This window comes from Streptomyces sp. NPDC057694, from assembly GCF_042799415.1.
Classification (GTDB): domain Bacteria; phylum Actinomycetota; class Actinomycetes; order Streptomycetales; family Streptomycetaceae; genus Streptomyces.
Genome location: NZ_JBHVIX010000001.1, coordinates 874,998 through 899,998 on the forward strand (window position 1 = coordinate 874,998; position 25,001 = coordinate 899,998).

Here is a 25,001-nt window from a genome sequence, read left to right on the forward strand (position 1 = left end):
GCCCTACTGCCCGGACAGCACCAGGCCCGCCGCGCCGAGCAGCGCGCCGGTGTCCGACGGTTCGCCGAGCACCACGGTGGGCGCCTCGCCGCCGCCGAGCGCATCCTCGCGCAGCCGGGACTCGACCAGCGTGCGGAACGGTTCACCGCCGTCGAGGGCCTCGCCGTGCAGCACGAACAGGCCGCACGCGAAGAGCTGCTGGACGGTGGCGAGGCCGAGCACGAGGTTCTCCGCGTACTCCTCGACGAGGCCGAGGGCGGCGGAGTGGTCGGAGGTCACGAGATCGCTCAACGTTCCCGATTCCAGACCGAGTTCGGCCGCCCGGCCGCGCAGCCAGCGGCTCGTCGCGACGGTCTTCCAGCAGCCGCGCCGTCCGCAGGTGCACAGCTCGCCGGTGGCGGTGACGGTCATGTGGGCGCCGCTGCGCCCGCCGGCCGGGGCGAGCACCTGGCCGTCGTAGAGGATGCCGACGCCGAGCACCTCGCCGGTGGCGACGGAGGCGAACGAGCGACGCCCGCGCCCGGCACCGAACCAGCGGTCGCCGAGCACCTGCACCCGCGCCCGGTGCTCGACCCGCACCGGGGCGCCGGTCAGCGCCGTCAGCCGGTCGGCGACGGGATACCCGCGCAGCGCCGGCGCGTCGTTCACCTCGATGATCCGGCCGCCCGTCGGATCCACGACACCGGCAGCGGCGACACCGATCCCGGCCGGGGCGTGACCGGCCCACACCCGGGCGGCCTCGCCAAGCGCCCGGTCGACCACGGCCGGATCCGCGCTCGTCGCGTCGAAGCGGGCCTGCGCCCGGTCCCGTACGACTCCACCGCGGGTGAGCAGCGCGGCCCGCACCGTGCCGGGCAGGACCTCGACGGCGCCCAGCACACCCCCGTCCCGCTCCCCGGCCGGGTCGTCCGGCCGCGGATCGGGAACCAACCGCAAAGGAATACGTTCATGCGCCATGCGCCGACTCTGTCATGCCCCCGGACCGGGGAGACAGCGGCATGACCTTCCGGAATCTGACCGAGAGCACCTGGCGCGAGACGCGCGCCGCGGCCCCCGACGCGATCGCCGTGCTGCCGATCGGCTCGCAGGAGCAGCACGCCGGGCATCTGCCGATGGGGACGGACACGATGCTGGTGGACGCGGTCCTCTCGCGGACACTGACCCTCCTCGACGAGCAGGCCGCGGCCGGGGCCGACGTGCCCGACCTCGTCCGGCTGCCGACGCTGCCGTACGGGCACAGCCCGCACCACACGTTCGCCGCAGCCCTCACCCTGTCCGCGCCCGTGCTCGGCGCGGTCCTCGACGAACTGCTCGACTCGCTGGCGGCGAGCGGGCACCGCCGGGTCCTCGTCGTCAACGGGCACGGCGGCAACGACGAGATCATGCGGCTGGCCGTGAAGCGTTTCGCCCTGCGCGCCGAGGTGACCGCGGCGGCGTGCTCGTACTGGACGCTGACCGACGGTGACGGCAGCGACGACAGCGAGGGCGAGCGCGCCGCGCTGGTGCCGGGGCACGCCGGCTGGTTCGAGACGTCCCTGATGCTGGCGGCCCACCCCGGCCTCGTCCGGGCCGAGCGGCCGGCGTGGGAGCCGGTCGATCCGCCGCCCCTGTTCGACCGGCCGCCCCACCCGGGCCTGACCGTGGAGCGCCACGGCGAGTGGGAGCGCGTCGGCGGGGCCACCGACGACGCGGCCGGCGCGGACGCCGAGCACGGCGCCCGGCTCCTGGACGTCCGCGTACGGGGCCTGGCCCGCGCGGTGCTCGCCTTCGACGCCGCGACCCGCCCCGCCCTGCCCCGCTGACACCCCCTGTTGTCCCCGAGAGGAACCCGCAACTCCCATGAAGATCACCGCCGTTGACGTCCACGTGGTCAATCTGCCGCTGGTCAACCCGTTCACCAGCTCCTTCGAGACGAAGACCGGCGAGACCCGCACCGTGGTGCGGATCAGGACCGACTCCGGGATCGAGGGCTGGGGCGAGACGATGTGGGGCCGGCCGGTCGCCGCGATCGTCCGCGATCTGGCCGAGGACCTGATCGGCACCAGCCCGTTCGCCCTGGAGTCCTTCCACCGCCGCCACCACATGGTGCCGTTCTTCTACGGCTACCTCGGCTATGCCGCGCTCGCCGCGCTCGACGTCGCCTGCTGGGACGTCATGGGCAAGGCCACCGGCCAGTCGGTGACCGACCTGCTCGGCGGCCCGGTCCGCGACGAGGTGCCGCTGACCGCGCTGATCACCCGCGCCGACGCGCCCGACGCCGCCCCCGCCGACCTGCCGTCGGTGCTCGCCGAGCACACCACGCGCGTGGTCGCCGAGGGCGGGTTCACCGCCGTGAAGCTCAAGGGCACCACCGATGTGCAGGGCGACGTCGCGATCCTGCGGGCGCTGCGCGGCGCGCTGCCCGAGGTGAACCTGCGGGTCGACCCGAACGCGGCCTGGTCGGTGCCCGACTCGGTGCGGGCCGGGATAGCCCTGGAGGAGCTCGACCTGGAGTACCTGGAGGACCCGTGCGTCGGGATCGAGGGGATGAGCCAGGTCCGGCAGAAGGTGCGCATCCCGCTGTGCACGAACATGTGCGTGGTCCGCTTCGAGGACTTCGCGCCCGCGGTGCGCCTCGGCGCCGTCGACGTCATCCACGGTGACGTCTACAAGTGGGGCGGCATCGCGCCGACGAAGGCGCTGGCCGCGCACTGCGAGACGTTCGGACTCGGCATGAACCTGCACAGCGGCGGCGAACTCGGCATCGCCACCGCCGCGCATCTCGCCGTCGTCGCCAGCACGCCGGTGCTCTCCCGCGCCATCGACTCCATGTACTACCTGCACGCCGACGACATCATCGAGCCGCTCACGCTGCGCGAGGGCCGCCTGCGCGTGCCGGACGGGCCGGGTCTCGGCGTCACCGTCGACGAGGACAAGCTGCGTCACTACGCCGCGGTGAACGAGAAGGAAGGGGACCTGACCCGATGAGCGGCGAGTTCACGGAGGTCGCGCCGAAGCGTGCCGTCCACAGCGACGACGCCCCGCCGCCGGCCGGCGGCTACAGCAAGGCGCTTGCCGCCGGACCGTATCTGTTCACCTCGGGCCTCGGCCCGCAGGACCCGGTCACGGGCGCGGTCGCCGGCACCGTCGAGGAACAGACCCGGCAGGTCCTCGCGAATCTGCGGGCCCTACTGCGGGCGGACGGCCTCGACCTGGACGACGTGGTGAAGTCGACCGTCCATCTCCAGCACCTGAAGAGGGACTTCGCCGCCTACGACGCCGTGTACCGGGAGCACTTCGCCGAGCCCCGTCCGGTGCGCACCACCGTCGGCTCCGACCTGATGGACATCCTGGTCGAGATCGACGTGGTGGCGCTGCGCCGCGCGTCCTGATCCGGCGGCTGTGGGACCACGGGCGCCCGTGGTCTCACGGGGCGGCCGCACCGACCAGCCGGGCCACCTCCCGCGCCGGCAGCGCCGGTGCGTGGTGCCCTCGTACGCCCGTGACCGGACGCGCCGCGAACAGTGAGGCGAGGACGGCTTCTTCGGTGGCCTCGGCCGCGGCCCGGAAGAGCAGGTCGAGCACGGGGCCGTGCTCCGCGACGGCGGACGCGGCACGCGCCGGGCCCTGCGGGATGTGCGGGGTGCGGTGGGTCGTGGACCAGGCGAGCGCGTACTCGCCGCTGCCGTGCTGGATGATGCCGCCGGTCCTGGCGAGCCCGACCGTCGTCCGCTTCGCGATGCGCCGCAGCTGACGGGCGTCGGCCGGGGCGTCCGTGGCGATGAGTGCGACGCAGGAACCCGCTCCGCGCGCGAACTCGGCCTGTTCCACGGCCTGTTCGGGCGTGAGCGTACGGCCGACGGGGACCCCGGTGACGGTCAGGTCGTCGGCGCTGCCGAAGTTGGCCAGGACCAGCGCGCCCACGGTCCAGCGGATGCCGTCACCGGCGTCGACGAGACGCGAGCTGGAGCCGATGCCCGCCTTCCAGCCGAAGGAGACCATGCCGGCGCCCGCCCCGACCGCGCCCTCCGCCACGGGGGCGTCGGTCGCCGCGTCCAGGGCGTCGAGCACATGCCGGGGACGTACGTGCAGGCCGCGGATGTCGTTGAGCCAGCCGTCGTTGCACTCGAACACGGCCGGGTTGACGGTGCCCGTGGTCGTGCCGATCTCGGGGTGCCCGGCCAGCGCGTGCCGCACGAGCCCCTCGAACGCGGCGCCGACTCCGAGCGTATTGGTGAGGGCCAACGGGGTTTCCAGGACGCCGAGTTCGGCGATCTGGCTGAGTCCGGCGGCTTTGCCGAAACCGTTGACGACCTCCAGGCCCGCCGCGGGTTTGTCGCGGAACACGGAGCCGGGCGCGGGGACGACGACCGTGACCCCGGTGCGTACCGGCAGCTCGGCGTCGTCGTGGTCCAGCGTGAGGTGCCCGACGCGCACACCCGGTACGTCGGTGAGCGAGTTCGCCGGGCCGGGCGGCAGCACGCCCGGGGCGATGCCGAGATCCCGGGGTCGGGGACGAGTGCGGGGCTGGGGTCGGGATCGGGAAACGGGCTCGTTGCCGGGGCTGCGGCTGGAGTGAGGTGTCATGGCGCGATGCGTCGTCCCTTGCGGCTCGGTTCGGTCCCCACCGGCGCGAGACGGGTGGCAGCCGCCGGTGGACGGGCGCTCAGGATCCTCCGTCCAGGTCGACCGGTCCGGGGATTCTCTCTCAGCCCCGGCGTCCTCATCCCCCGGTGCTCTCCCGCACCATCACCTCGTGCCCGACCACGTGGTCCTGCAACGGCCCGCCGTCGGGGTCGTCGATCCGGTCGACGAGCAGGGCCACCGCGGCGCGCGCGATCTCCTTCTTGTCCGGGGCCACCGTCGTCAGCGTGGGCACGCTGAACCGGGACGCCTCGATGTCGTCGAAGCCGACCACGTCGACGTCCTTCGGCACGCTCACGCCCTTCTCGTGCAGGGCCCGCAGCGCGCCCAGCGCGAGGTGGTCGTTGAGGCACAGCAGCGCGTCCGGCGGCGTGTCCTGTTCGAGGAGCGTGGTCGCGGCGCGTGCGCCGTCCCGCCAGTGGTAGGCGTCGACCGCGAACACGAGATCGCTGTCGAAGGGCACATGGGCCGCCTTCAGGGCCTGCCGGTGGCCGTCCGTGCGCAGCCGGTCGGTGCCCTGCCGGCCGCGTACCCGGCCGCCGACCACCGCGATCCGCCGACGCCCGCGCGCCAGCAGGTGTTCGGTGGCCTCGCGCGCCGCCCGTACGTTGTCGATGGCGACATGGTCGGTGCTGCCCTCGGCGGGCCGCTCGCCGAGCAGGACCACGGGCAGCCGGCGGTCGCGGGTGGCGATGTCACGGGGTTGCAGGGCGAGCGGGCTGAGGATGATCCCGTCGGAGAACTGGGCGTCGAAGCCGTGCAGCGCGGCCAGTTCCCGCTCGCGCGAGCCACCGGTCTGGTGCAGCAGCACGGTCCTGCCGTGCCGGTCGGCCTCGGTCATCACGTGCTTGGCCAGCTCGGAGAAGTAGGCGACGTCGAGTTCGGGGACGGCGAGGGTGATCATGCCCGTGCGGCCCTGCCGCAGCTGGCGGCCCGCGATGTTGACCCGGTAGCCGAGGGCGTCGATCGCCTCGCGGACGGCCTCGCGGGTCCGGTCGGAGACATGCTCGAAGTTGTTGATCACGTTGGAGACCGTCTTGGGCGAGACACCCGCGTACTCCGCAACGTCCTTGATCCTGGGTCTGGCCGCCACGCTGTCCATTCCTTCCGTCTGCCGTCCGCGATCGTATCGAGCATCACGAAACGGTTTCGGGCCGGATCCCGCCCCGCCCGGATATTTACAACGATGTAATCGCCATGGTGCCATGAGCCGCGCACCAACTGGCACAGCATTCACCTGGCAAGGAGCACCATGCCTGTCCCCCGCCCCGAGTACCCGCGACCGCAGTTCGCCCGCGACGCCTGGCTGAATCTCAACGGCACCTGGCAGTTCGAGATCGACCGGTCCGACACGGGCCTGGAACGCGGCCTGCGCGAGCGGGAGCTGAGCGACCGCATCACCGTGCCGTTCTGCCCGGAGTCGGAACTGTCCGGGATCGAGGAGACGGACTTCCTGGAGGCCGTCTGGTACCGGCGCACCGTGACGGTGCCCGCCGACTGGACGGACACCCGGGTGCTGCTGCACTTCGGCGCGGTGGACCACGACGCGACGGTGTGGGCGAACGGGACGGAGGTGGCCCGGCACCGCGGCGGCTTCACCCCGTTCACCGCGGACCTCGGCGACATCGCCGCCCCGGGCGAGGAACTGACGCTCGTCGTACGGGCCCGCGACACCCGGCACGGCCCGCAGGCCCGCGGCAAGCAGGCCACCTGGTACGCGAACTCGCACTGCCACTACACCCGCACCACCGGCATCTGGCAGACGGTGTGGCTGGAGCCGGTGCCGCGCACGGTCGCTCTGCGGCGCCCCCGGATCACCCCGGACCTCGCCTCGGGCACCTTCTACCTGGAACTGCCGCTGACCGGCAACGCCCCGGGCCACCGCGTGCGCGCCACCCTCGCCGACGAGCGGGGCGAGGTCGTCACGGCCGAGGCCCGCGCCGACCTCGACCTCAGCCCGCGTCTGGCGCTCGCCGTGCCCGCGGACCGGCAGCGCGTGTGGTCACCGGCCGACCCGCACCTGTACGACCTGACCTTCGAGATCGTCGACGCCGAGGGCGCGCCGGTGGACCGCGTGACGTCGTACGCCGGTCTGCGCTCGGTCTCCATCGACGGCAAGCGGCTGCTCCTGAACGGCGAGCCCGTCTTCCAGCGCCTCGTCCTCGACCAGGGCTACTACCCAGACGGCCTGATGACGGCGCCGAGCGACGCCGACCTGGTGCGCGACATCGAACTCGGCCTCGCCGCGGGCTTCAACGGCGCGCGGCTGCACCAGAAGGTCTTCGAGGAGCGCTTCCTCTACCACGCGGACCGGCTCGGCTATCTGGTGTGGGGCGAGTTCGGCGACTGGGGCTGCGAGGTCGGCGTCCGCGACGACAACCAGCGGCCCGACGCGAGTTACGTCGCCCAGTGGCTGGAGGCCGTCGAGCGGGACTACTCGCACCCGTCGGTCATCGGCTGGTGCCCGCTCAACGAGACGTACCAGAACCTGCACGACCGGATCACGCAGCTCGACGACGTCACGCACGCGATGTTCCGGGCCACGAAGCAGGCCGACGGCACCCGTCCGGTGATCGACGCCTCCGGGTACGCGCACCGGGTGCCGGAGACCGACGTGTACGACTCGCACTGCTACGAGCAGGACCCGGCGGCGTTCGCGAAGACGATGCGCGGCCTCGCGGAGAACGAGCCGTACCTCAACACCGGTCCCGACGGGCGTTCCTGGTCAGTGCCGTACAACGGCCAGCCGTACTTCTGCAGCGAGTTCGGCGGCATCTGGTGGGACGCGCAGGCCGCCGCGGAGGCGGCCGGCAATGTGCTCGACGACTCCTGGGGCTACGGCGAACGGCCGCGCAGCGCCGAGGAGTTCATCGACCGGTTCACCGGGCTCACGGGCGTCCTGCTCGACGACCCGGACATGTTCGGCTACTGCTACACCCAGCTCACGGACGTCTTCCAGGAGCGCAACGGCGTCTACCGCTTCGACCGCGCCGAGAAGGTCGACACCGCCCGGCTGCGGGCGGCCCAGCTCCGCGCGGCCGCCTTCGAGAACTGAACCAGCTCAGCCCATTCCTGCAATTTACATCGATGTATGTCCGTGGGCGGCGGTGTCGGGACGACCCCGCCGCCCACCGGGAAGGAGCCCTATGACCGGCATACCCGCCCCCGTCGGTCGCCCCGCGCTCACCAGACGGCGCGCCCTGACGGCCGCACTCGCCGCGGGGGCCTCGGTCCTCGGCGCGGGCGCGCTCAGCGGCTGCGGCAGCGCACTGGCAGCGGGCGACAGCACGGTCCGCCTGTGGGACCTGTTCCAGGGGGCCGACGGCGGCCTGCTCAACGAGATGGTGCGCAAGGCGCAGCCCGACATGCCGGGCACGCACATCGAGCGCACCGTCCTGGAGTGGGGCACCCCCTACTACACCAAGCTCGCCATGGCGTCGGCCGGCGGGCGCGGCCCGGACTTCGCCGTCGCGCACATGTCGCGGCTCGCGGGCTACGCGCCGACCGGGCTCGTGGACCCGTGGGACATGGATCTGCTCGCCGAGTTCGGCATCCACAAGGGCGACTTCGCGGACGCGGTGTGGGAGCGGACGCAGTACGACGGCGGGACGTACGCGATCCCGCTCGACACCCACCCCTTCATCGTCTTCTTCCACCCGGAGCCGACGAAGAAGGCGGGGCTGCTGAAGGCGGACGGCACGCTCGACCTGGACGCGTTCTCCTCCCCCGACAAGTTCCTGGCCGCAGGGCGGGAGCTGGCGAAGGCGTCGGGCAAGCAGGGCATCTCCTTCGGGTACGTCAACGACACCGCGCAGGGCTGGCGGCTCTTCTACGGCCTGTACAAGCAGACGGGCGGTGTCTTCGACCTGCCGCCCGGCGGGCCCGCGAAGGTGGACCTGGACCGGATGGCCGAGGTCATCTCGTTCATGGCCAAACTGGTCGGCGACAAGGCCAACCCCGGGCGGCTCGACTACAACGCGAGCGTCGCCGCGTTCACCAACCGGCAGACGGCGATGGCGCTGTCCGGCGAGTGGGAGCTCGGCACGTTCCGCACCGCGGACAAGAAGGTGGACGCCGCCCCCTTCCCGACCGTGTTCGGCACCCCGGCGATCTACGCCGACTCGCACTCGTTCGTGCTCCCGCACCGCGACAGCCCGGACGCCGCGCACCGCCGTCGCACGCACCAGGCGGCGGCCGCGCTCCTGAAGGCGGGCCAGACCTGGGCGACCGCCGGGCACATCCCCGCGTACACGCCGGTCACCCGTACCAAGGCGTACGCCGGACTGCTGCCGCAGGCCCACTACAAGTCGGCCGCCTCGCAGGTGGTCCTCGACCCGGCGGCCTGGTTCGTCGGCGCGGGCTCCGACTTCCAGAACGCCATGTCGCAGGTGCTCCAGCAGGCCCTGCTCGACGGTCTCGCCCCGGACCGTGCGGCGCGCGCGATGGTGCGCCGCGTCAACACCTTCCTCTCCAAGCCCAGCCCGGCCTGACCTTCTGGAGGCACAACGATGTCCTCTCCGCACGCCTCGCCCCGGCCGAGACCGCTGTCAGCGCGCCGGCTGCTGCCCCCGGGCCTGCTCTTCGCCCTCCCCTTCCTCGCCCTGTTCGCCGTGTTCATGCTGTGGCCGCTCGGCCAGGGCCTGTGGATGGCGCTCACGGACCGGGCCCTGTCCGCCCACGCCCCGTCCTTCGTCGGCCTCGACAACTTCAGCGAGGCGTTCGGCGACGCCGAGATGTGGCGGGCCCTGTGGCACACCGTCCTGTTCACGCTGATCTCGACCGTCCCGCTGGTCGTGGTGGCGCTCGGCATGGCGCTCCTCGTGCACACCGGGCTGCCCGGCCAGTGGGTGTGGCGCCTGGCGTTCTTCGCGCCGTACCTGCTGCCCGTCGGTGTCGTGGGCCTGCTGTGGCTGTGGCTGTACCAGCCCGATCTCGGCGTCTACAACCACCTCCTGGGCGCGGTCGGCCTCGACCACGTCGCCTGGCTGAGTGACGAGTCGGTGGCCCTGTGGGCGATCGCGCTGACGACCCTGTGGTGGACGGTCGGCTTCAACTTCCTGCTCTACCTGGCCGCCCTCCAGTCGATCCCCGACCACCTGTACGAGGCCGCGGCCATCGACGGCGCCGGTGCCTGGCGGCGCCTGTTCTCGATCACGCTGCCGCAGCTGAGCCGCATCACGACGGTCATCGCCGTGCTCCAGCTCCTGGCCTCCCTGAAGGTCTTCGACCAGGTGTACCTGCTGACGAAGGGCGGCCCGAACAACTCGACGCGGCCGGTCGTCGAGTACATCTACGACGTCGGCTTCACCGGCTACCGGCTCGGCTACGCGTCGGCGATCAGCTACATCTTCTTCGCCCTCGTGCTGCTCGCCTCCGCCGCCCAGTTCGCCGTACTCCGCCGCCGGGAGAAGTGACATGACGACCACCACCGACGCCCCCGTGCGCCCCGCCCGGCAGCGCATCGTTCCCGTCCGCCCGCCGCGCCGCCCGGGCGCCGGTACCGGCCGCACTACCACGAACCTGACGCTCGGCGCCGGCCGCACCACGCGCGTCCTCGCCCTGCTGGTCCTCGCGGTCGCCGCCCTGGTCTGGCTGCTGCCGATGGGGTGGGCGCTGCTCACGGCCTTCAAGTCCGAACAGGACGCGAGCGATCCGACGCACTGGATCTGGCCGAAGCACGGCTTCACCTTCCAGGCGTTCAGCACCGTGTGGGAGCGCGGCGACCTGCCCCTGTGGATGCTCAACAGCTTCCTGATCTCCGCCGCCGTCACCGTGATCACCGTGCTGGTCTCCGCGATGGCCGGCTACGCCTTCTCCCGCACGCTGTTCAAGGGCCGCAAGTGGCTGTTCACGCTGACGATCGCCGCGGTGCTCGTGCCGCCGCAGATCCTCATCGTGCCGTGGTTCGAGCAGATGCTGACGCTGCATCTCCTCGACACGTACGCGGCGGTGATCCTGCCGCAGACCGTGGCACCCGTGATGGTGTTCATCCTGAAGAAGCACTTCGACTCGCTCCCGGTCGAGCTGGAGGAGGCGGCCCGGATCGACGGCGCCGGACACTGGCGGATCTTCTGGTCGGTGCTGCTGCCGCTGTCCCGGCCGATGCTCGCGGCCGTCGCGATCTTCGTGTTCATCGGGGCGTGGAACAACTTCCTGTGGCCGTTCGTGTCGACGTCCGACCCGTCCCTGATGACGCTTCCGGTCGGCATCACCACGGTGAAGGACGCGTACGGGATCCAGTACGCGCAGTCGATGGCCTCGGCCGTGCTCGCGGCCCTGCCGCTGGTCGCCGTGTTCGTCTTCTTCCAGCGGCACATCGTCAAGTCGGTCGCGACGACCGGTCTGGGCGGACAGTAGCCATCCGCACCAGGAACAACTCCTGACCGGGTGTGCCTCGTTGACACCGCCCCGATCCCTTCTCTACGGTCCTGAAGTTCTGGGACTTACATCGATGTAAGGAGCCGCTCGTGCGCGCACGGTCCCGTACCGCCCTCGTTCCCGCACTCCTCGCTCTGCTCGCGGGGCTGGCCTGCAGCCCGCGGGCCGCCGCCCATCAGGAGCCCGCCGAACAGCCGGCGAGTTCCGTGGCCGCGAGCGGCACCTTCCGCAATCCGCTGAACACCGGCCCCGATCCGTTCGTCTCGTACGCGAACGGGGCCTACCACCTGACCACCACCCAGGGCGACAGCATCAAGATGTGGAGCTCGCCGTCCCTGGGCACCCTGCTCGACGCCGAGCCGAAGACGGTGTGGACGGACACCGACACCTCCCGCAACCAGCACATCTGGGCGCCGGAGTTCTACCGCTTCGGCGACCACTGGTACCTGTACTACACGGCCGACGACGGCACGGACGACCACCACCGGCTCTTCGTCCTGGAGTCGTCGGGCGCCGACCCGACCGGCCCGTACCACTTCAAGGCGAAGCTCACCCCGCCCAACCACACCGGCGACTTCGCGATCGACCCGGGCATCCTCCAGCACAACGGCAAGCTCTATCTCGCGTACAGCGGCATCAACGCGTACCAGCACAACGGGCTGAACATCGCGCCGATGTCGAACCCGTACACCGTCTCGGGCGACGCGGTCGCGATCGACGCCGCCGGGGGCTGCCCGGAGGTGCGCGAGGGCCCGGAGTTCCTGAACCGCAACGGGCGTACGTGGATGACGTACTCGACCTGCGACACCGGCAAGCCCGACTACCAGGTCTGGATGATGTCCCTGCCGGACAAGGCCGACCCGCTCGTCCCGGGCAACTGGACGCAAGCCCCGGGGCCGGTGTTCTCCCGTGCCGACTCCCGCGGCGTGTTCGGCCCCGGCCACCACGCCTTCTTCAAGTCCCCCGACGGGACCGAGGACTGGCTGGTCTACCACGCGAAGACCACGGCCACGAACACGTACTCCAACCGGACGACCCGCGCGCAGAAGATCACCTGGAACGCCGACGGCAGCCCGAACCTCGAAACGCCGCTGGCGATGGGCGCGACCCAGAACCTGCCGTCCGGCGACCCCGGTTCGGGCAACTACTGGATCAATGACGACAGCCGGACCAGCGGCACCGGCGGCGTGACGTACACGGGCACCTGGAACTCGGGCACCGGCTGCGCCGCGCAGTGCTTCTGGAGCGACGACCACTGGAGCGACAAGGCGGGCAACACCGCGACGTTCAGCTTCACCGGCACCCGGATCGCGCTCCTGTCGGTCAAGGACACCGGGAACGGGATCGCGGCGGTCAGTGTCGACGGCGGCCCCGAGCAGCGCGTCGACTTCTACGGCGCGATCCGCACCGGCGAGACGCTCCAGTATCTGAGCCCGCGCTTGACGAGCGGCCCGCACACGCTGCGGGTGCGGGTCACCGGCGAGCACAGTGCCGCCTCCAGCGGCTCGTTCGTCAGTGTGGACCGGGCCGAGGTCTACACGGACTGACGCCCCAGTCCCCGCCCGTCACGTCACGTCCCTCACTCCCCTTCGGTGTCCGCGTCGATCTCGATCTCCAGGAGGCAGAAGCCTCCGCCGCGGCAGGAGTCGCAGACCTCCCCGTCGCGACTCCCGCTGCCGTGGCACGCGCCGCACAGGCCGTCGTGCCAGGTGGTTCCGTCCAAGGCGTAGTGCGGGCGCGGGTAGTGCGTGTCGGGGAGCACGCACTCCACCTGTGTCTCGGGATGCCGCCGTACACACAGATCCTGCCCGGAACGCCGCTGCCGTCCGTCCTGGATGATGACTCCTCCGTCGTCGGTCCGTTGTGCCTCTTCCCTTCCCAGGGATAGCACCCGGTACTGACAACGCCACCGAGGCCGCGGGTCAGGCGACGGCTGCCCCGGTGCGTACCGCGGTGACCGCCACCGCGACGTACGGCATCGTGAACGTGCCGCCGAGTTCGTCGATGACGGCTCCGGTGCGGGCGAGTAGCTCCGCCGTCTGGCGCGGGGTGTGAAGTGCCGCCTCGCCGCTGGTCGTCAGGTGTTCCAGCCAGGCGTCCCGGGTGTAGGGCTGCTCCCAGGCGACCTGCCAGCGCTCGGGCGCGCCGAAGGATCCGGTGGCGCGCAGGCTGTCGGCCACCTTCTCGAAGATGGCGTCGTACGCGTCCGGCGCGGAGCGCTTCCATGGCATGCGCGGGGCGTCGGGCAGTGCCGCGCGGTGGGCGGCGGCGAACGCGTCGGCGAGGGCGGGTGCGGGCCGGTAGACGTTCCACATCAGGGCGATGCGGCCGCCGGGGCGCAGGACACCGGCCGCCTTCGCCGCGCCCGCGGCGGGGTCGATCCAGTGCCAGGTCTGCCCGGCGACGACCGCGTCGAAGGTGCGGCCCGCGTCGTCCCAGGTCTCGAACCCGGCGACCTCGACGGGCAGTCCGCGCTCGCGTGCGAAGCCGGCCATGCGCGCGTCGACGTCGACGCCGAGGACCGTGCAGCCCGCCGCCCGGAACTGGCGCGCGGCGATACCGGTGCCGCATCCCACGTCGAGGACGTCACGGCCGGGCGCCGCCGCGGCGATCCGCCGCACGAGCGCGTCCGGGTAGCGGGGCCGGCTGCGGTCGTAGCGGCCGGGATCGGTGCCGAACGACTCCGCCATGCCGCGGGCCTTGTGCGGTTCGTCCGGGCCGGGAACAGGGTGAGTGGGCATGCGCCCACTCTAGGTGGGCACTTGCCCACTCGTCTACGGTTGGACCGTCCGACGAAGGAGATGTGCAGGTGCCGACCGGGGTGGCCATCCGCGATGTGCGCGCGCAGTTGTTCGACGCCGCCGAGCGCGTCCTGCTGCGCGACGGCGCCGCCGCGCTCACCAGCCGGGCCGTCACGGACGAGGCGGGCTGCGCCAAGGGCGTGCTGCACCGGCACTTCGCCGACTTCGACGCGTTCCTGTGCGAGCTGATCCTCGACCGGGTCGGCGGGATCGACGCGCGGGGCGCGACGCTGGCCGGGTCGGCCGGCACCGGCTCCGTCGTCGACCACCTCACCGACGCGCTGACCGCCCTCTTCACCCCGGTCGCGCTCTCCCTGGTCACCCTGATCACCTTCCGCGACGGACTGCGCGCCCGGCTGCGCGCGGCGGGCCGGCCCGGCGTCACGGTGCTCGCGCAGGCCACGCAGGCGCTGATCGCCTATCTCGGCGCCGAGCGGACGGCCGGCCGGATCGCGCCCGGCGCCGACGTCGACACGCTGGCCCTCACCCTGGTCGGCACCGGCCATCTCCTCTTCGCGGGCCGCGACGACGGCCCGCCCGCGCGCGCGGAGGTCCGCAGGATCGTGGAGTCGGTCGTGGGCGGGGCGCTCAGCGGCTGACCGGCCCGAACACGCGCACGGGCCCGCCCCGATGACTCGGAGCGGGCCCGGACGGGCGGCAGTGCGGAGGATCAGCCGCGCGCCGTCTCCAGTTCACGGTCGTCGTCCTGCGCGGACGGCGCCTCGGTGGTCAGGCTCTTCTGCAGCTTCTCGCCCTCCACGTCGACGTTGGGCAGGGCCTTGTCGAGCCAGCGGGGCAGCCACCAGGCCGACTTGCCGAGCAGCGCCATGACCGCGGGCACGATCGCCATGCGGACCACGAACGCGTCGAAGAGGACGGCGATCGCGAGGCCGAAGCCCATCATCTTGATCATGCTGTTGTTCTCCATGATGAAGCCGGAGAAGACGCTGATCATGATGACGGCGGCGGCGCCGACGACCCGGCCGCCATGACGGAAGCCGGTCACGATGGCCTCGCCGGGCCGCGCCCCGTGGACGTAGGCCTCGCGCATCCGGGTCACGAGGAACACCTCGTAGTCCATGGCGAGTCCGAAGACCACGCCGATCAGGAAGATCGGCATCATCGACATGATGGGGCCGGGCTGTTCCACCCCGAAGAGGTCCGCGAGCCAGCCCCACTGGAAGACCGCGACCACGGCGCCGAGCGCCGCCGCGACGGAGAGCAGGAAGCCGAGCGCGGCCTTGAGCGGGACGAGGACCGAGCGGAAGACCAGCATCAGCAGCAGGAAGGCGAGGCCGACCACCAGCAGGAGGTACGGGACCAGCGCGTCGTCCAGGGTCTGCGAGAAGTCGATCGTCATGGCCGTCGCGCCGGTGACCAGAATCTCCGCGCCCGTGTCCGACGACCAGGACGTGGCGTCCGAGCGGATCGTCCGCACGAGTTCCTCGGTCTTGTGGTCGCTCGGTCCCGTCTTGGGGACGACCGTGATGATCGCGGTGTCCCCGGCGGGGTTGACCTGCGCCGGGGTGACCGCCACGACGCCGTCGACCTTGGCGAGGTCGGCGCCGACCTGCTTGGCGGTACCGGCCGCGCCCTTGCCGTCGACGGTCACCATCAGCGTGCCGTTGAAGCCCGCGCCGAAGGAGTCGGACAGCATGTCGTACGCCTTGCGCTGGGTGCTGTCCGGCGCCGACGAGCCGTCGTCGGGCAGGCCCAGTTCGAGACTGGCGGCCGGGACGGCGATCGCGCCGAGGCCGAGCACGCCGACCAGCAGGACGCCGAGCGGGCGGCGCAGTACGAAGCGGGACCAGCGGGTGCCGAGGTTGGGCTTCCCGGTGTCGGCGATCGGGCCGGTCTTCTTGCGGTCCTTGCGGTGCAGCACCTTCTTGCCGGCGAAGCCGAGCAGCGCCGGGATCATGGTGAGCGCGATGAGGACGGCGATGGCGACGGTCGCCGCGGCGGCCAGGCCCATCTTGGTGAGCATCGGGATGTTGACGACCGACAGGCCGCTGAGCGCGACGACGACGGTGAGGCCCGCGAAGACGACCGCGGAGCCCGCGGTGCCGACGGCGCGTCCTGCCGCCTCCTCGCCCTCGCGGCCCTCGGCTATCTCGGCTCGGTAGCGGGAGACGATGAACAGCGCGTAGTCGATGCCGACCGCGAGGCCGATCATCGAGGCCAGCGTGGACGTGGTGCCGGACAGGTTCAGGACGCTGCCGAGCGCGGCGATGCCGGAGACACCGATGCCGACGCCGATGATCGCGGTCAGCAGCGGCATGCCCGCGGCGACCAGCGAGCCGAAGGTGAGGATCAGGACGACCGCGGAGATCGCGATGCCGATCATCTCGGCGCTGCCGCCCATGTCCTGGTCGGCCTCGACGGCGTCGCCGCCCGCCTCGACGGTGAAGCCGTCGTCGCGGGCGTCGTCGATGGCCTGGGTGAGGGCCTCGTGCGCCTTGTCGGTCAGCTCGGTGCCGGCGACCTTGTAGGTGACGGAGGCGTAGGCGGTGGAGCCGTCCTTGCTGACGGCGTTCGCCTTGTACGGGTCGGCGACCGAGGCGACCTGCGGTCCCTCGCCGAGCTGCGTCACCATCTTGCGCACGTCGGCCTTGGCCGCGGGGTCGGTCAGCTTCTCGCCGCCCGGCGCGCGGATGACGACGCGGGCGGTCGCCCCCTCGGAGTTGGCCGCGGGGAACTTCTCGTCGAGGAGGTCGAAGGCCTTCTGCGACTCGGTGCCCGGCATGGAGAAGGAGTCCGCGGGCGGGGCGGGCGCGGCCGACGACGCGAAGCCGATCCCGCCGAGCAGCAGCACCCACAGCAGAGCGACGTAGCGGCGGCGCCTGAAGGACAGCCGGCCGAGTTTGTACAGGAACGTAGCCACGGCGAAGGGGGCTCCCGTCGGGGTCGTGAGAGATCTCTCAGGCAGGTGCGACCGTCCGACGGTGCGTCGTTGCACGTCAGAAGGGTCGGCAGGATCTGACTCCATCCTCGCCGCCCGGGCGGGCCCGGAGGTCAGCCTCTGAGGCACAGTCCGCGCCCACGGCTGCGGTAGGCGCCGGGGGCGGGTGTCATACCCGGGGAGGAGTCGGGTCCCATCGGTGTAAACCCCACGGTGGAGCGCGACCCTGATGTTTTGGCTATGTTGACATACCTATTCACGTAGACCTATCTTCTGCGGCATGCCCGCTTCCGCCGCCGCCCGCCAGGACATCGACCGCGTCGCCTCCGCGCTCGCGGCGTGCCTGCCGACGCTGCACCGGACGCTCGACCGGCGGATCCTCGGGGACTTCCCGCACGACCGGCTGCCCGAGGCCCAGATCGCCCTGCTCCGTCTCGTGGCGGACCAGGAGGGGATCACCGTGCGGGAGGCGGCGCGGGCGCTGCTGATGCAGCCGAACAATGTCAGCGCCCTCGTCTCGCAGCTCACCCGTGAGGGGCTGCTGGAGCGCCGCGGCGACGCCGCGGACAAGCGGGTGGCCCATCTGCACACCACCGCGGTGGCGCGCGAGCGCATCGCGGAGGCGGAGGGCATCGCGCGCCGTCACCTCGCCGCCGCGCTGCGGCATCTGACGGGCGGCGAACTGGACGCGCTCGGCTCCGCGCTGGGCGCGCTGAACGCGCTCGACGTCCATCTGCGGCCGACCGAGGACTGACCCAGCCCCTCAGGTTCCCCGCATCCCACCCTGTCCCGGCCGTCCGGGGCAGGGCTCTTTCGTGCCCCCGGGCACGCTCGACCCATTCACCAGACAAGGCAGCTCCATGCCCTCTTCGTCCGTAGCTCCGCTCGCCCCCGCGCCCCTGCCACCGGCGCCCGCCGGGCGGCGCGCCAACCCCTGGCTGACGCTGATCGCCGTCGCCTTCGGCCTGTTCATGGTCGGCCTCGACGGGTCGGTGGTCTCCATCGCCAACCCGGAGATCGGCCGCGACCTCGATGCCTCGACCGCCGGGCTGCAATGGGTCACCAACTCGTATCTGCTGGCGCTCGCCGCCGCGTTGATCCTCGGTGGGAAGCTCGGCGACCGGTTCGGGCGGCGCACCGTCTATCTGGTCGGCGTCGCCGGGTTCACCGTCGCCTCGGTGGCCATCGGCCTGGCCGGGTCGATCGAACTGGTCATCGCCTTCCGTGCCTTGCAGGGCTTCTTCGGGGCGCTGCTGATGCCGAACACGCTGGGGCTGCTGCGCGCGGTGTTCCCGCCGCGCAAGTTCGGTATGGCGGTGGGCATCTGGGCCATGGTGTCGTCCGTGTCGACGGCGCTCGGCCCGATCGTCGGCGGCCTGCTCGTCGAGCACGTCGACTGGGAGTCGGTGTTCTACATCAACGCGCCGGTCGGCGTGCTCGCGATCGTCGTCAGCGCGTTCGTGCTGCCGCAGAGCAGGAACACGGCCGCGGCCGGGAGCAGGTTCGACATCGTGGGTGTGGTCCTGCTGGCGCTCGGCATGCTGGTCGTGGTGTTCGGCGTGGTCAAGGGCGAGACGTGGGGCTGGACCTCCGCCGGGACGCTCGGCGCGATCATCGCGGGCCTCGTGCTGCTCGTCGCGTTCGGTCTGTACGAGGCGCGTATTGCGCATCCGCTGCTGCCGATGCGGCTGTTCCGCAGTCCGGCGCTGACCGTCGGCACCGTCATCACCGCGCTGAACTTCTTCGTGCTGCTCGGCGGGATCTTCTTCGTGATGCTGTATCTGCAGAACGTGCGCGGATTCAGCCCGGTCGAGGCCGGTGTGCGGACGCTGCCGCTGAGCCTCGCCTCGGTCGTGGCCTCGCCGCTCGGGGCGGCGCTGACCGACCGGTTCGGGCCGCGTCTGACGATGCCGCTCGGCATGGTGCTGCAGGGCGCCGCGTCGTTCCTGATGCTGACCTGGAGCGCGGACTCCGGGTACGGGGCGCTGTGGCCGCCGTTCGTGGCACTGGGTCTGGGTGTCGGCATGGTGATGTCGGCGTCGTCGTCGGCGATCGTCGGCAGCGCGCCGGTCGAGGACGCGGGCGTGGCCGGAGGACTCCAGGCGACGGCGCTGCAGGTGGGCGGCGCGCTCGGCACTTCCGTCCTGGTCTCGCTGATCAGCGGCCGGGTCGGGGCGACGCTCCACGGTGAGCTGGTCTCGGCCGGGGTGCCGCGGCAGGCCGCCGGGCAGCTGGCGGAGGCGAAGGACGCGGTGTCGATGGGCGTCGCGCCGGTCTCGGAATCGATGCCGGGCGGGCTCAAGTCCGCTGTCGTGAAGGGCAGTTCGCAGGCGTTCATGAACGGGGTGCACTCCGCCGTGCTCGTCACCGGTCTGCTGTGCGTGCTCGGCGCGGTGGCCTCGGCGGTCGTCCTGCGCGGGCGGAGCGCCCCGCAGCACGGGCACTGACCCGCGCTGCCGGGCGTCCTTCGGCTCTGAGTCCTCTGAGTCCTCTGAGCCGCAGGACGCCCGGCGCCTCGTCCTAGACGGCGGCCGGCGCGGTGCCGGTCTTCGCGCGAGCCTTGATGGTGAGTGCGGCGAGCGCCATCATCACGGCGCCGAAGACGGCGGCGCAGGCGTACATCGTGAAGCCGAGGTCGGCGTTGCCCGCCGAGATCAGCGCGCCGCCGATCCACGGGCCGAAGATGGCACCGAAGCGGCCCATGCCCGAGACCCAGCCGAGCGCGGTGGGGCGGTCCTCGTCGTTGTGGTGGGTGCCGACCGTCGCGTAGACCATGGTCTGTCCGGAGAAGAGCAGCAGACCGGCGAAGAAGACGACCGCGTACAGGACGCCCACCGACATCTCGACGCCCATGAGGTAGACGAAGACCGCGGTCAGCACGAACCAGGCGATGACGACCTTGCGCGGGCCGATCCGGTCGGCCGTGCGGCCGGCGATGAGCATGCCGCAGATGCCGCCGACGTTGAGGAACGTGGAGAACAGGAGCGAGTCACCGGTGTCGTAGCCGAGATCGACCATGATCTTCGGCAGCCACTGGCCGACCCCGTAGACGAGGAGCAGGCCCGCGAACGACGTGAGCCAGAAGCACAGGGTGGTGGACCACTGGCCGCCGCGGAAGAGGTTCTTCAGGGCGACGAGCTTGTCGGCCGCACCGGTGCCGTTCGTCCTGGCCTCGGGCAGCTCGGTGCCGAATCCCGCGGCGAGCTTCTCGGCGTCGGCGCGACGGCCACGGGTCAGCAGGTTGGTCGGCGACTCGGGCAGCAGCTTGTAGGCGACCGGCAGCAGGATCAGCGCCGGGACCGCGGACGCGAAGAACGCCGAACGCCAGCCGAAGTCGTCGACCAGCCACAGCGCGATCAGCGGGGCCACGGCGCCGCCGGTCTGGTGCGCGGTCATGATGACGCCGGTGGCGAGGGCCCGGCGGCCCCTGGCCGTGAACTCCATGCCGTACGAGATCGCGATCGGCAGCAGCGCGCCGAGACCGAACCCGCACACGAACCGGAAGGTGCCGAACACGGCGGCGCTCTGCGACCATCCGGTACCCAGGGTGGCGACGGTGAAGACGCACACGCTGGTGAGGACCACGACGCGACGGCCGATCCAGTTGGACGCCATGCCGGAGAGGATCGTGCCGAGCAGCATGCCGAAGTTGGACCAGCTGCCGATCGTGCCCGCGGTGGCGGCGGTCAGTCCGAGGGACTTGCCCCCGAGCATGGTCGGCAGGACCGAGCCGTAGATGAAGGTGTCGATGCCGTCGAGCAGGACGAGGGCCCAGCACAGGGCGATGACGGCGTTGCGGCTTCTGTGGGCCGCGGCGCCGCCCGCCTGGGCGGACGAGGTGGCGGAGGAGGACATCGTTGTTTCCTCTCGTGCGGGACGCGGGTGGGGATCCGGGTCCCTGGCTGCAAAAGGCTGAGGGCGGGGACGGTGCGGCGTGCGACTCACGCGACCGGATGTGGGGAGTGGCGTAGACGCTAGGAAGTCGCGGGCTCCTCGTCAACACTTTTGTTGACAATCTCAGGAAACATTTCGGCCCCGGCGACCCGCGACGGTCCCCGGGGCCGGAAGACGCAGGTCAGCCCTGGACGGGCGGCGTGCCGTGGGTGTGGAACGACTGGATGGTCTTGAGGCCCCATGCCTGGCCCTTGGCGCGTTCGGCCTCGGTCCAGGTGATGAGGGGCCAGTCGGGGGCGAGCACGAGCCGGGTGAGCGGATTGCACAGCTCGATGCGGTTGCCGCCGGGTTCGTAGACGTAGAGGAAGAACGTCTGCTGGATGGCGTGCTTGTGCGGGCCGGTCTCGATGAAGACGCCGCTGTCGATGGCGAGGTCGGCGGCGCGCAGGATGTCCTCGCGGGTGTCGGTGGCGAAGGCGATGTGGTGCAGGCGGCCCTCGCTGCCGGTCCAGTCCTCGGTGTAGACGACGTCGTACGACTTGTTCGTGAAGGTCAGCCAGCGGGCCGCGACCCGGCCGGTGTCGAGCTTGATCTGCTCGGTGGGGCGGGCGCCGAGGATGTCCTGCTGGAACTCGGCGTTGGCGAGGACGTCGGCCGCGAGGAAGTTGATGTGGTCCAGGCGCCGGACGCCCACGCCCCGGTTGGGCTTGGCCTGCGGCTGGTTCTTGAGGGCGGGCTTCAGCTCGTCGGGGGCCCGGTAGTGCTCGCTCTCCCAGTACAGGGCGTGTTCGTGGCCGTCCGGGTCGGTGGTGACGTAGAGCTTGCCGAGACCGGGCTCGTCCTCGGTCCAGTGGCCGCTGCCGCCCGCGTCCTCGACGGCCTTCACGCGGCGGTGGAGGGCCTCCTCGCTGGAGGTGCGCAGGGCGAGCCGGCCGAGTCCGGGCTGGTCGCGGGCGGTGAGGACCAGGCTGTGATGCTCGTAGTCGTCGAAGGTGCGCAGGTAGACGGTGTCGCCGTCCTGCCCGTTGACGGTGAGGCCCAGGAAGTCGGTGAAGAAGGCGACGCTGGCGTCCAGGTCGGGGGTGAAGAGCTGGGCGTGGCCGATGTGGGCGATGTCGCCGAGGGGCGGAGTCATCGTTGACCTCCTGAGGTCGGTGCGGGCAGGGGCGCCGTCGTGGCGGACCTGGGGAAGACGGTGCCGTCGAAGATCTTGCGGGCCGTGCGGACCACGGCGGTGCGGCGGGACAGGGGTCGGCCGTCGGGGGTGCGGCCGAGGCTGCTCTCGATGTCGGTGAATCCGGTGGGGTGCTCGATGCGCAGCCGGTCGCCCTGGGCGGGCGGTGCGGCGATCCCGGCGGCCACGCCGCCGTCGATCCGGATTCCGGCGGCCACGCTCGCGGCGCCGAGCACGCCGATGGAGGTGTGGCAGCGGACGGGGATGAAGGTGCGGGTGGTGACCGCGCCGCCGTGCCGGGGCGGCGCGAGCAGGGTCAGCTTGGGGACCGTGGTCGCCGTGACGTCGCCGAGCCCCATCAACTCCCCCGCCGCGAGCCGGATGTCGTGGAGCCGGCCGGTCAGCTCGCCGTCCGCCTCCAGCTCGTCCGGGGTCTCGTAGCCGGTGATCCTGAGGGCCTCGGCGGGGATCAGGACGGTCGGCATGCCGTTGTCGACGCAGGTGACCTCGGTTCCGGCGACCGTGTCGCGGACGTGGCCCGTGGGGAGCAACGCGCCCTCCCCCGGCGGGAATTCGACGACGACGGCCGCGGCGGCGCCCGGCACTCCCGAGATCTCCGCGTCACCCGTGTAGTCGACGTGGCCGCCGGGCGTCGGGAAGGTAGCCGTGGCGTGGTCGCCGGAGTTCACCATGCGGATGCGCACGGCGGTCTCCCGCGGCCCGGCGGGCACGAGCCCGCGCTCGACGGCGAACGGGCCGACGCCCGCGAGCAGGTTGCCGCAGTTCTGCCGGTCCGAGACCTCCGGCTTGTCCACGCCCACTTGGAGGAAGAGGTAGTCGACGTCGGAGTCCGGGTGCTGCGAGGCGCTGACGATGGCGACCTTGCTCGTCAGGGGGTGCGCCCCGCCGAGCCCGTCTATCTGGCGCGGGTCGGGACTGCCCATGATCCGCAGCAACAGGTCGTCGCGCGCGGCCGGTTCGGCGGGCAGGTCGCCGGCGAGGAAGAACGCGCCCTTGGAGGTGCCGCCGCGCATCAGCATGCAGCGCACCTCGGCGGGCCCGGTCACGAACCGGCTCCGGTGTGCTCCTCGTACGTCCGGTACTCGACGCCGAGGTCCTTGAGAGTCTCGCGCAACCCGTAGCGGTCCAGACCGAGTTGGCCCTCGATGAAGGCGGCCCTGGTGGCGGCCTCCTTGTCCTCGCGGGCCTGCGACTTCTCGGCCGCCTCCCGGGCGCGTTCCCGGGGCACGACCACCACGCCGTCGTCGTCGGCGACGATCACGTCACCGGGGCGGATCGTCTCGCCGCCGATCACGACGGGGACGTTGACGCTGCCGCCGGTGGCCTTCACCGTGCCCTGCGCGGAGACGGCCGCCGACCAGGCGTGGAACCCCATCTCCCGCAGCTCCGCGGTGTCCCGGATCCCGGCGTTCGTGACGATGCCGCGCACGCCGCGCCGCTTCAGGGCGGTCGCGAAGAGCTCGCCGAACATGCCGTCCGTGGACGGGGAGGTGGTGGTGACGACGAGGATGTCGCCCTCGCCGCACTGCTCGACGGCCGCGTGGATCATGAGGTTGTCGCCGGGCCAGGACAGGACGGTGACGGCGGTGCCCGCGACACGCGTGTCCTGCTGGTTGGGGCGCAGGTGGTGGCCGAGCAGACCGGTGCGGCCCATCGCCTCGTGGACGGTGGCGACGCCGTACCCGGCGAGCGCCTCGACGTCCTTGGCCTCGGCCTTGGGCGGGTTCGTGACGATGATGCCGGGCATCAGGCGAGCTCCTTCGCGATCTGCGGGTACGGGCGCATGTACGCCTCGGCCATGGTGGTGTGGGCGAGCCCAAGGTTCGGGCCCGCGTTCCGCTTCAGCTGAACCCCGCGGCGGACGGCGAGATCGGTGTAGTAGTCCCACAGGTGCCGTTGGGCGCCCAGGCACTCCATGGCCTTGCGCTTGGTGTCCCAGACCTCGGTGATGTCGAGCAGGACCTCGGGCTTGAAGCCGCTCATCTCGGGCTGGTGCGGCTCGAAGTAGAAGACGGGCGGGGCGCCGATGATCTCGCCCTCGCCGGGGTAGCCGATGGCCTGCGCGAGGACGCGGGCCTCCAGGGCCATCCGGTTCGCGGCCGGGTGGTCGCCGTTGTACGGGTCCTCGACCGGGTGCGTGAGCACGACGTCGGGCTGGGTGTCGCGGTAGACGGCGACGAGCCGGTCGGTCAGCTCGGCCGAGGCCACGAGCGGGTAGTCACCGGCGTCGAAGAAACGGACCTCGGCGCCGAGTTCGGCGGCGGCGCGCTCCGCCTCGTCGCGGCGCAGTGCCTTGATCTCGTCGAGCTTCTTCCCCTCCCGCCAGGCCTTGGCGGACTCGCCGCGCTCGCCGAACGTCAGGCACGCGATGGTGACCTGCTCGCCGCGGGCGGCGGCGAGCGCGATGGCACCGCCGGCCCGCCACACGAAGTCCCCGGCGTGCGCGGTGATCACCAGTGTCGAACGTGGGGCGGCGGCGGGCGCGCCGTGGCCGTTGGTCATGCTGCATCTCCTCGGTGACAGGTGTGCGCCTGCCCCAGGAGCGGTTCAGTCGTCGCGCAGAGCGGCGATCACGCTGCTGAGGTGGGCGCGAACGGCCGTCTCGGCCGCTTGCGGATCCCTGGCGCGGATCGCTTCGATCACCGCCAGGTGCTCACTCAGGGACTGCTGCGGACGGCCCGGACGCAGCGCCAACTGAAAACGGTGGCGCACGAGTTGAGCGTTGAGCCGCTCCAGGAGACCGACGGCCGTCTGCTGACCGGAGATGTCCCGGATCCGGGCGTGCAGATCGTGGTTGAGCTCGGAGTACGTGATCGGATCGCCGTCGGCGACCGCCTTGGACATGGCGGTGCCCACGTCGGTCAGCTCGTCGAGCTGGGCGTCGGTGGCGACCTCGGCGGCCTTGGCCGCGCACAGTCCCTCCAGCGCCATCCGGCACTCCGTGATCTCCACGGCCTCCTGCACCGTGACCACGCGCACTCGTGACCCGCGGTTGCGGATCCGCTCGACCAGCCCTTCGGCGGCGAGGTCGAGCAGTGCGGCGCGGATGCTGGCGCGGGTGACGTCGTACTGCTCGGCGAGTTCGTTCTCCACCAGCCGCTGCGCCGGTGCCATCTCGCCACGCAGAATCGACTGCCGGAGCCGCTCCAGCGCGTACTGCTTGGCCTGCTCTCCGGAGCCTGGACGGGCTTCCTTCGGCATCTGCCCTCCC

23 protein-coding genes are annotated in these 25,001 nt (G+C 71.7%); 11 read left to right on the forward strand and 12 right to left on the reverse strand.

What is annotated here, in order from left to right; translation table 11 throughout:
- Positions 1 to 3: 3 nt before the first annotated feature.
- A complete protein-coding gene (locus ACFVDP_RS04075) occupies positions 4 to 957 on the reverse strand; it encodes an ROK family protein (RefSeq protein ID WP_383482816.1) in 954 nt (317 codons plus the stop codon).
- A 41-nt stretch (positions 958 to 998) separates the two neighbouring features.
- Here ACFVDP_RS04075 and ACFVDP_RS04080 point away from each other — a divergent pair, with 41 nt between their 5' ends.
- Genes ACFVDP_RS04080 through ACFVDP_RS04090 form a run of 3 tightly spaced genes read left to right on the forward strand, consistent with a single transcriptional unit; the run spans position 999 to position 3,371 of the window.
- The gene (locus ACFVDP_RS04080) at positions 999 to 1,802 is read left to right on the forward strand and encodes a creatininase family protein (protein WP_383482819.1); all 804 of its coding nucleotides are present in this window, start codon (positions 999 to 1,001) and stop codon (positions 1,800 to 1,802) included.
- A 37-nt stretch (positions 1,803 to 1,839) separates the two neighbouring features.
- Positions 1,840 to 2,967: a mandelate racemase/muconate lactonizing enzyme family protein gene (locus ACFVDP_RS04085; protein WP_383482822.1), complete on the forward strand. Its 1,128-nt coding sequence runs from the start codon at positions 1,840 to 1,842 to the stop codon at positions 2,965 to 2,967.
- Positions 2,964 to 3,371, forward strand: a complete 408-nt coding sequence (locus tag ACFVDP_RS04090; RefSeq protein ID WP_383482824.1) for a RidA family protein — start codon at positions 2,964 to 2,966, stop codon at positions 3,369 to 3,371. The genes ACFVDP_RS04085 and ACFVDP_RS04090 overlap by 4 nt, the downstream gene beginning before the upstream one ends.
- Positions 3,372 to 3,405: 34 nt before the next feature.
- On the opposite strand, the gene ACFVDP_RS04095 is transcribed toward ACFVDP_RS04090, so the two are convergent.
- Positions 3,406 to 4,461, reverse strand: coding sequence for a P1 family peptidase (locus ACFVDP_RS04095; RefSeq protein ID WP_383482827.1), 1,056 nt, complete (start codon positions 4,459 to 4,461; stop codon positions 3,406 to 3,408).
- Between the two features lie 241 nt (positions 4,462 to 4,702).
- Complete coding sequence (locus tag ACFVDP_RS04100) at positions 4,703 to 5,725, reverse strand: LacI family DNA-binding transcriptional regulator (RefSeq protein ID WP_383482829.1); 1,023 nt, start codon at positions 5,723 to 5,725, stop codon at positions 4,703 to 4,705.
- A gap of 150 nt (positions 5,726 to 5,875) precedes the next feature.
- Here ACFVDP_RS04100 and ACFVDP_RS04105 point away from each other — a divergent pair, with 150 nt between their 5' ends.
- The 5 genes from ACFVDP_RS04105 to ACFVDP_RS04125 all read left to right on the forward strand — a co-directional run bounded on the left by ACFVDP_RS04105 (position 5,876) and on the right by ACFVDP_RS04125 (position 12,548).
- Positions 5,876 to 7,678 carry a glycoside hydrolase family 2 protein gene (locus tag ACFVDP_RS04105; RefSeq protein WP_383482832.1) on the forward strand — a complete coding sequence of 601 codons (1,803 nt, stop codon included), beginning with the start codon at positions 5,876 to 5,878 and terminating at the stop codon, positions 7,676 to 7,678.
- Positions 7,679 to 7,769: 91 nt separating this feature from the next.
- A complete protein-coding gene (locus tag ACFVDP_RS04110) occupies positions 7,770 to 9,113 on the forward strand; it encodes an extracellular solute-binding protein (RefSeq protein ID WP_383482835.1) in 1,344 nt (447 codons plus the stop codon).
- An 18-nt stretch (positions 9,114 to 9,131) separates the two neighbouring features.
- A complete protein-coding gene (locus tag ACFVDP_RS04115) occupies positions 9,132 to 10,037 on the forward strand; it encodes a carbohydrate ABC transporter permease (protein ID WP_383482838.1) in 906 nt (301 codons plus the stop codon).
- A gap of 1 nt (position 10,038) precedes the next feature.
- Entirely contained in the window at positions 10,039 to 10,980 is a 942-nt protein-coding gene (locus tag ACFVDP_RS04120; RefSeq protein WP_383482841.1) for a carbohydrate ABC transporter permease, read from the forward strand.
- 110 nt (positions 10,981 to 11,090) lie between these two features.
- A complete protein-coding gene (locus ACFVDP_RS04125) occupies positions 11,091 to 12,548 on the forward strand; it encodes a family 43 glycosylhydrolase (protein WP_383482844.1) in 1,458 nt (485 codons plus the stop codon).
- A 32-nt stretch (positions 12,549 to 12,580) separates the two neighbouring features.
- Here ACFVDP_RS04125 and ACFVDP_RS04130 read toward each other — a convergent pair whose 3' ends face one another.
- Together ACFVDP_RS04130 and ACFVDP_RS04135 are read right to left on the reverse strand one after the other, a co-directional pair.
- On the reverse strand, positions 12,581 to 12,763 hold the full coding sequence (locus tag ACFVDP_RS04130; protein ID WP_383482845.1) for a hypothetical protein: 183 nt from the start codon (positions 12,761 to 12,763) through the stop codon (positions 12,581 to 12,583).
- 160 nt (positions 12,764 to 12,923) lie between these two features.
- Positions 12,924 to 13,742: a class I SAM-dependent methyltransferase gene (locus ACFVDP_RS04135; RefSeq protein WP_383482848.1), complete on the reverse strand. Its 819-nt coding sequence runs from the start codon at positions 13,740 to 13,742 to the stop codon at positions 12,924 to 12,926.
- Positions 13,743 to 13,810: 68 nt separating this feature from the next.
- Here ACFVDP_RS04135 and ACFVDP_RS04140 point away from each other — a divergent pair, with 68 nt between their 5' ends.
- The gene (locus ACFVDP_RS04140; RefSeq protein ID WP_383482851.1) at positions 13,811 to 14,401 is read left to right on the forward strand and encodes a TetR family transcriptional regulator; all 591 of its coding nucleotides are present in this window, start codon (positions 13,811 to 13,813) and stop codon (positions 14,399 to 14,401) included.
- Between the two features lie 71 nt (positions 14,402 to 14,472).
- On the opposite strand, the gene ACFVDP_RS04145 is transcribed toward ACFVDP_RS04140, so the two are convergent.
- Positions 14,473 to 16,683, reverse strand: a complete 2,211-nt coding sequence (locus ACFVDP_RS04145; RefSeq protein ID WP_383482854.1) for an MMPL family transporter — start codon at positions 16,681 to 16,683, stop codon at positions 14,473 to 14,475.
- A gap of 298 nt (positions 16,684 to 16,981) precedes the next feature.
- Between ACFVDP_RS04145 and ACFVDP_RS04150 the strand changes: the two genes are divergently transcribed.
- Together ACFVDP_RS04150 and ACFVDP_RS04155 are read left to right on the forward strand one after the other, a co-directional pair.
- Positions 16,982 to 17,455: a MarR family winged helix-turn-helix transcriptional regulator gene (locus tag ACFVDP_RS04150; protein WP_383482857.1), complete on the forward strand. Its 474-nt coding sequence runs from the start codon at positions 16,982 to 16,984 to the stop codon at positions 17,453 to 17,455.
- A gap of 106 nt (positions 17,456 to 17,561) precedes the next feature.
- The gene (locus ACFVDP_RS04155; RefSeq protein ID WP_383482860.1) at positions 17,562 to 19,148 is read left to right on the forward strand and encodes a DHA2 family efflux MFS transporter permease subunit; all 1,587 of its coding nucleotides are present in this window, start codon (positions 17,562 to 17,564) and stop codon (positions 19,146 to 19,148) included.
- A 73-nt stretch (positions 19,149 to 19,221) separates the two neighbouring features.
- On the opposite strand, the gene ACFVDP_RS04160 is transcribed toward ACFVDP_RS04155, so the two are convergent.
- The 6 genes from ACFVDP_RS04160 to ACFVDP_RS04185 all read right to left on the reverse strand — a co-directional run bounded on the left by ACFVDP_RS04160 (position 19,222) and on the right by ACFVDP_RS04185 (position 24,991).
- Positions 19,222 to 20,556, reverse strand: a complete 1,335-nt coding sequence (locus ACFVDP_RS04160) for an MFS transporter (RefSeq protein ID WP_383482862.1) — start codon at positions 20,554 to 20,556, stop codon at positions 19,222 to 19,224.
- A 220-nt stretch (positions 20,557 to 20,776) separates the two neighbouring features.
- A complete protein-coding gene (locus tag ACFVDP_RS04165) occupies positions 20,777 to 21,730 on the reverse strand; it encodes a catechol 2,3-dioxygenase (RefSeq protein ID WP_383482865.1) in 954 nt (317 codons plus the stop codon).
- The gene (locus tag ACFVDP_RS04170) at positions 21,727 to 22,836 is read right to left on the reverse strand and encodes a 4-oxalomesaconate tautomerase (RefSeq protein WP_383482868.1); all 1,110 of its coding nucleotides are present in this window, start codon (positions 22,834 to 22,836) and stop codon (positions 21,727 to 21,729) included. The genes ACFVDP_RS04165 and ACFVDP_RS04170 overlap by 4 nt, the downstream gene beginning before the upstream one ends.
- Positions 22,833 to 23,537 (reverse strand): 4-carboxy-4-hydroxy-2-oxoadipate aldolase/oxaloacetate decarboxylase, encoded by a 705-nt coding sequence (locus ACFVDP_RS04175; RefSeq protein ID WP_383482871.1) that lies wholly within the window; start codon positions 23,535 to 23,537, stop codon positions 22,833 to 22,835. Before ACFVDP_RS04175 ends, ACFVDP_RS04170 begins: the two co-directional genes overlap by 4 nt.
- The gene (locus ACFVDP_RS04180) at positions 23,537 to 24,292 is read right to left on the reverse strand and encodes a PIG-L deacetylase family protein (protein WP_383482873.1); all 756 of its coding nucleotides are present in this window, start codon (positions 24,290 to 24,292) and stop codon (positions 23,537 to 23,539) included. The genes ACFVDP_RS04175 and ACFVDP_RS04180 overlap by 1 nt, the downstream gene beginning before the upstream one ends.
- A gap of 45 nt (positions 24,293 to 24,337) precedes the next feature.
- Positions 24,338 to 24,991: a GntR family transcriptional regulator gene (locus ACFVDP_RS04185; protein WP_383482876.1), complete on the reverse strand. Its 654-nt coding sequence runs from the start codon at positions 24,989 to 24,991 to the stop codon at positions 24,338 to 24,340.
- Between the last annotated feature and the right edge of the window lie 10 nt (positions 24,992 to 25,001).

Bases quoted from the DNA above. Each gene is read 5' to 3' on its own strand.
- ACFVDP_RS04110 (WP_383482835.1), top strand. From the start codon at position 7,770: ATGACCGGCATACCCGCCCCCGTCGGTCGCCCCGCGCTCACCAGACGG.
- ACFVDP_RS04090 (WP_383482824.1), top strand. From the start codon at position 2,964: ATGAGCGGCGAGTTCACGGAGGTCGCGCCGAAGCGTGCCGTCCACAGC.
- ACFVDP_RS04120 (WP_383482841.1), top strand. From the start codon at position 10,039: ATGACGACCACCACCGACGCCCCCGTGCGCCCCGCCCGGCAGCGCATC.
- ACFVDP_RS04080 (WP_383482819.1), top strand. From the start codon at position 999: ATGACCTTCCGGAATCTGACCGAGAGCACCTGGCGCGAGACGCGCGCC.
- ACFVDP_RS04155 (WP_383482860.1), top strand. From the start codon at position 17,562: ATGCCCTCTTCGTCCGTAGCTCCGCTCGCCCCCGCGCCCCTGCCACCG.
- ACFVDP_RS04135 (WP_383482848.1), bottom strand. From the start codon at position 13,742: ATGCCCACTCACCCTGTTCCCGGCCCGGACGAACCGCACAAGGCCCGC.
- ACFVDP_RS04100 (WP_383482829.1), bottom strand. From the start codon at position 5,725: ATGGACAGCGTGGCGGCCAGACCCAGGATCAAGGACGTTGCGGAGTAC.
- ACFVDP_RS04165 (WP_383482865.1), bottom strand. From the start codon at position 21,730: ATGACTCCGCCCCTCGGCGACATCGCCCACATCGGCCACGCCCAGCTC.
- ACFVDP_RS04115 (WP_383482838.1), top strand. From the start codon at position 9,132: ATGTCCTCTCCGCACGCCTCGCCCCGGCCGAGACCGCTGTCAGCGCGC.
- ACFVDP_RS04105 (WP_383482832.1), top strand. From the start codon at position 5,876: ATGCCTGTCCCCCGCCCCGAGTACCCGCGACCGCAGTTCGCCCGCGAC.
- ACFVDP_RS04160 (WP_383482862.1), bottom strand. From the start codon at position 20,556: ATGTCCTCCTCCGCCACCTCGTCCGCCCAGGCGGGCGGCGCCGCGGCC.
- ACFVDP_RS04085 (WP_383482822.1), top strand. From the start codon at position 1,840: ATGAAGATCACCGCCGTTGACGTCCACGTGGTCAATCTGCCGCTGGTC.
- ACFVDP_RS04180 (WP_383482873.1), bottom strand. From the start codon at position 24,292: ATGACCAACGGCCACGGCGCGCCCGCCGCCGCCCCACGTTCGACACTG.
- ACFVDP_RS04150 (WP_383482857.1), top strand. From the start codon at position 16,982: ATGCCCGCTTCCGCCGCCGCCCGCCAGGACATCGACCGCGTCGCCTCC.
- ACFVDP_RS04185 (WP_383482876.1), bottom strand. From the start codon at position 24,991: ATGCCGAAGGAAGCCCGTCCAGGCTCCGGAGAGCAGGCCAAGCAGTAC.
- ACFVDP_RS04075 (WP_383482816.1), bottom strand. From the start codon at position 957: ATGGCGCATGAACGTATTCCTTTGCGGTTGGTTCCCGATCCGCGGCCG.
- ACFVDP_RS04175 (WP_383482871.1), bottom strand. From the start codon at position 23,537: ATGCCCGGCATCATCGTCACGAACCCGCCCAAGGCCGAGGCCAAGGAC.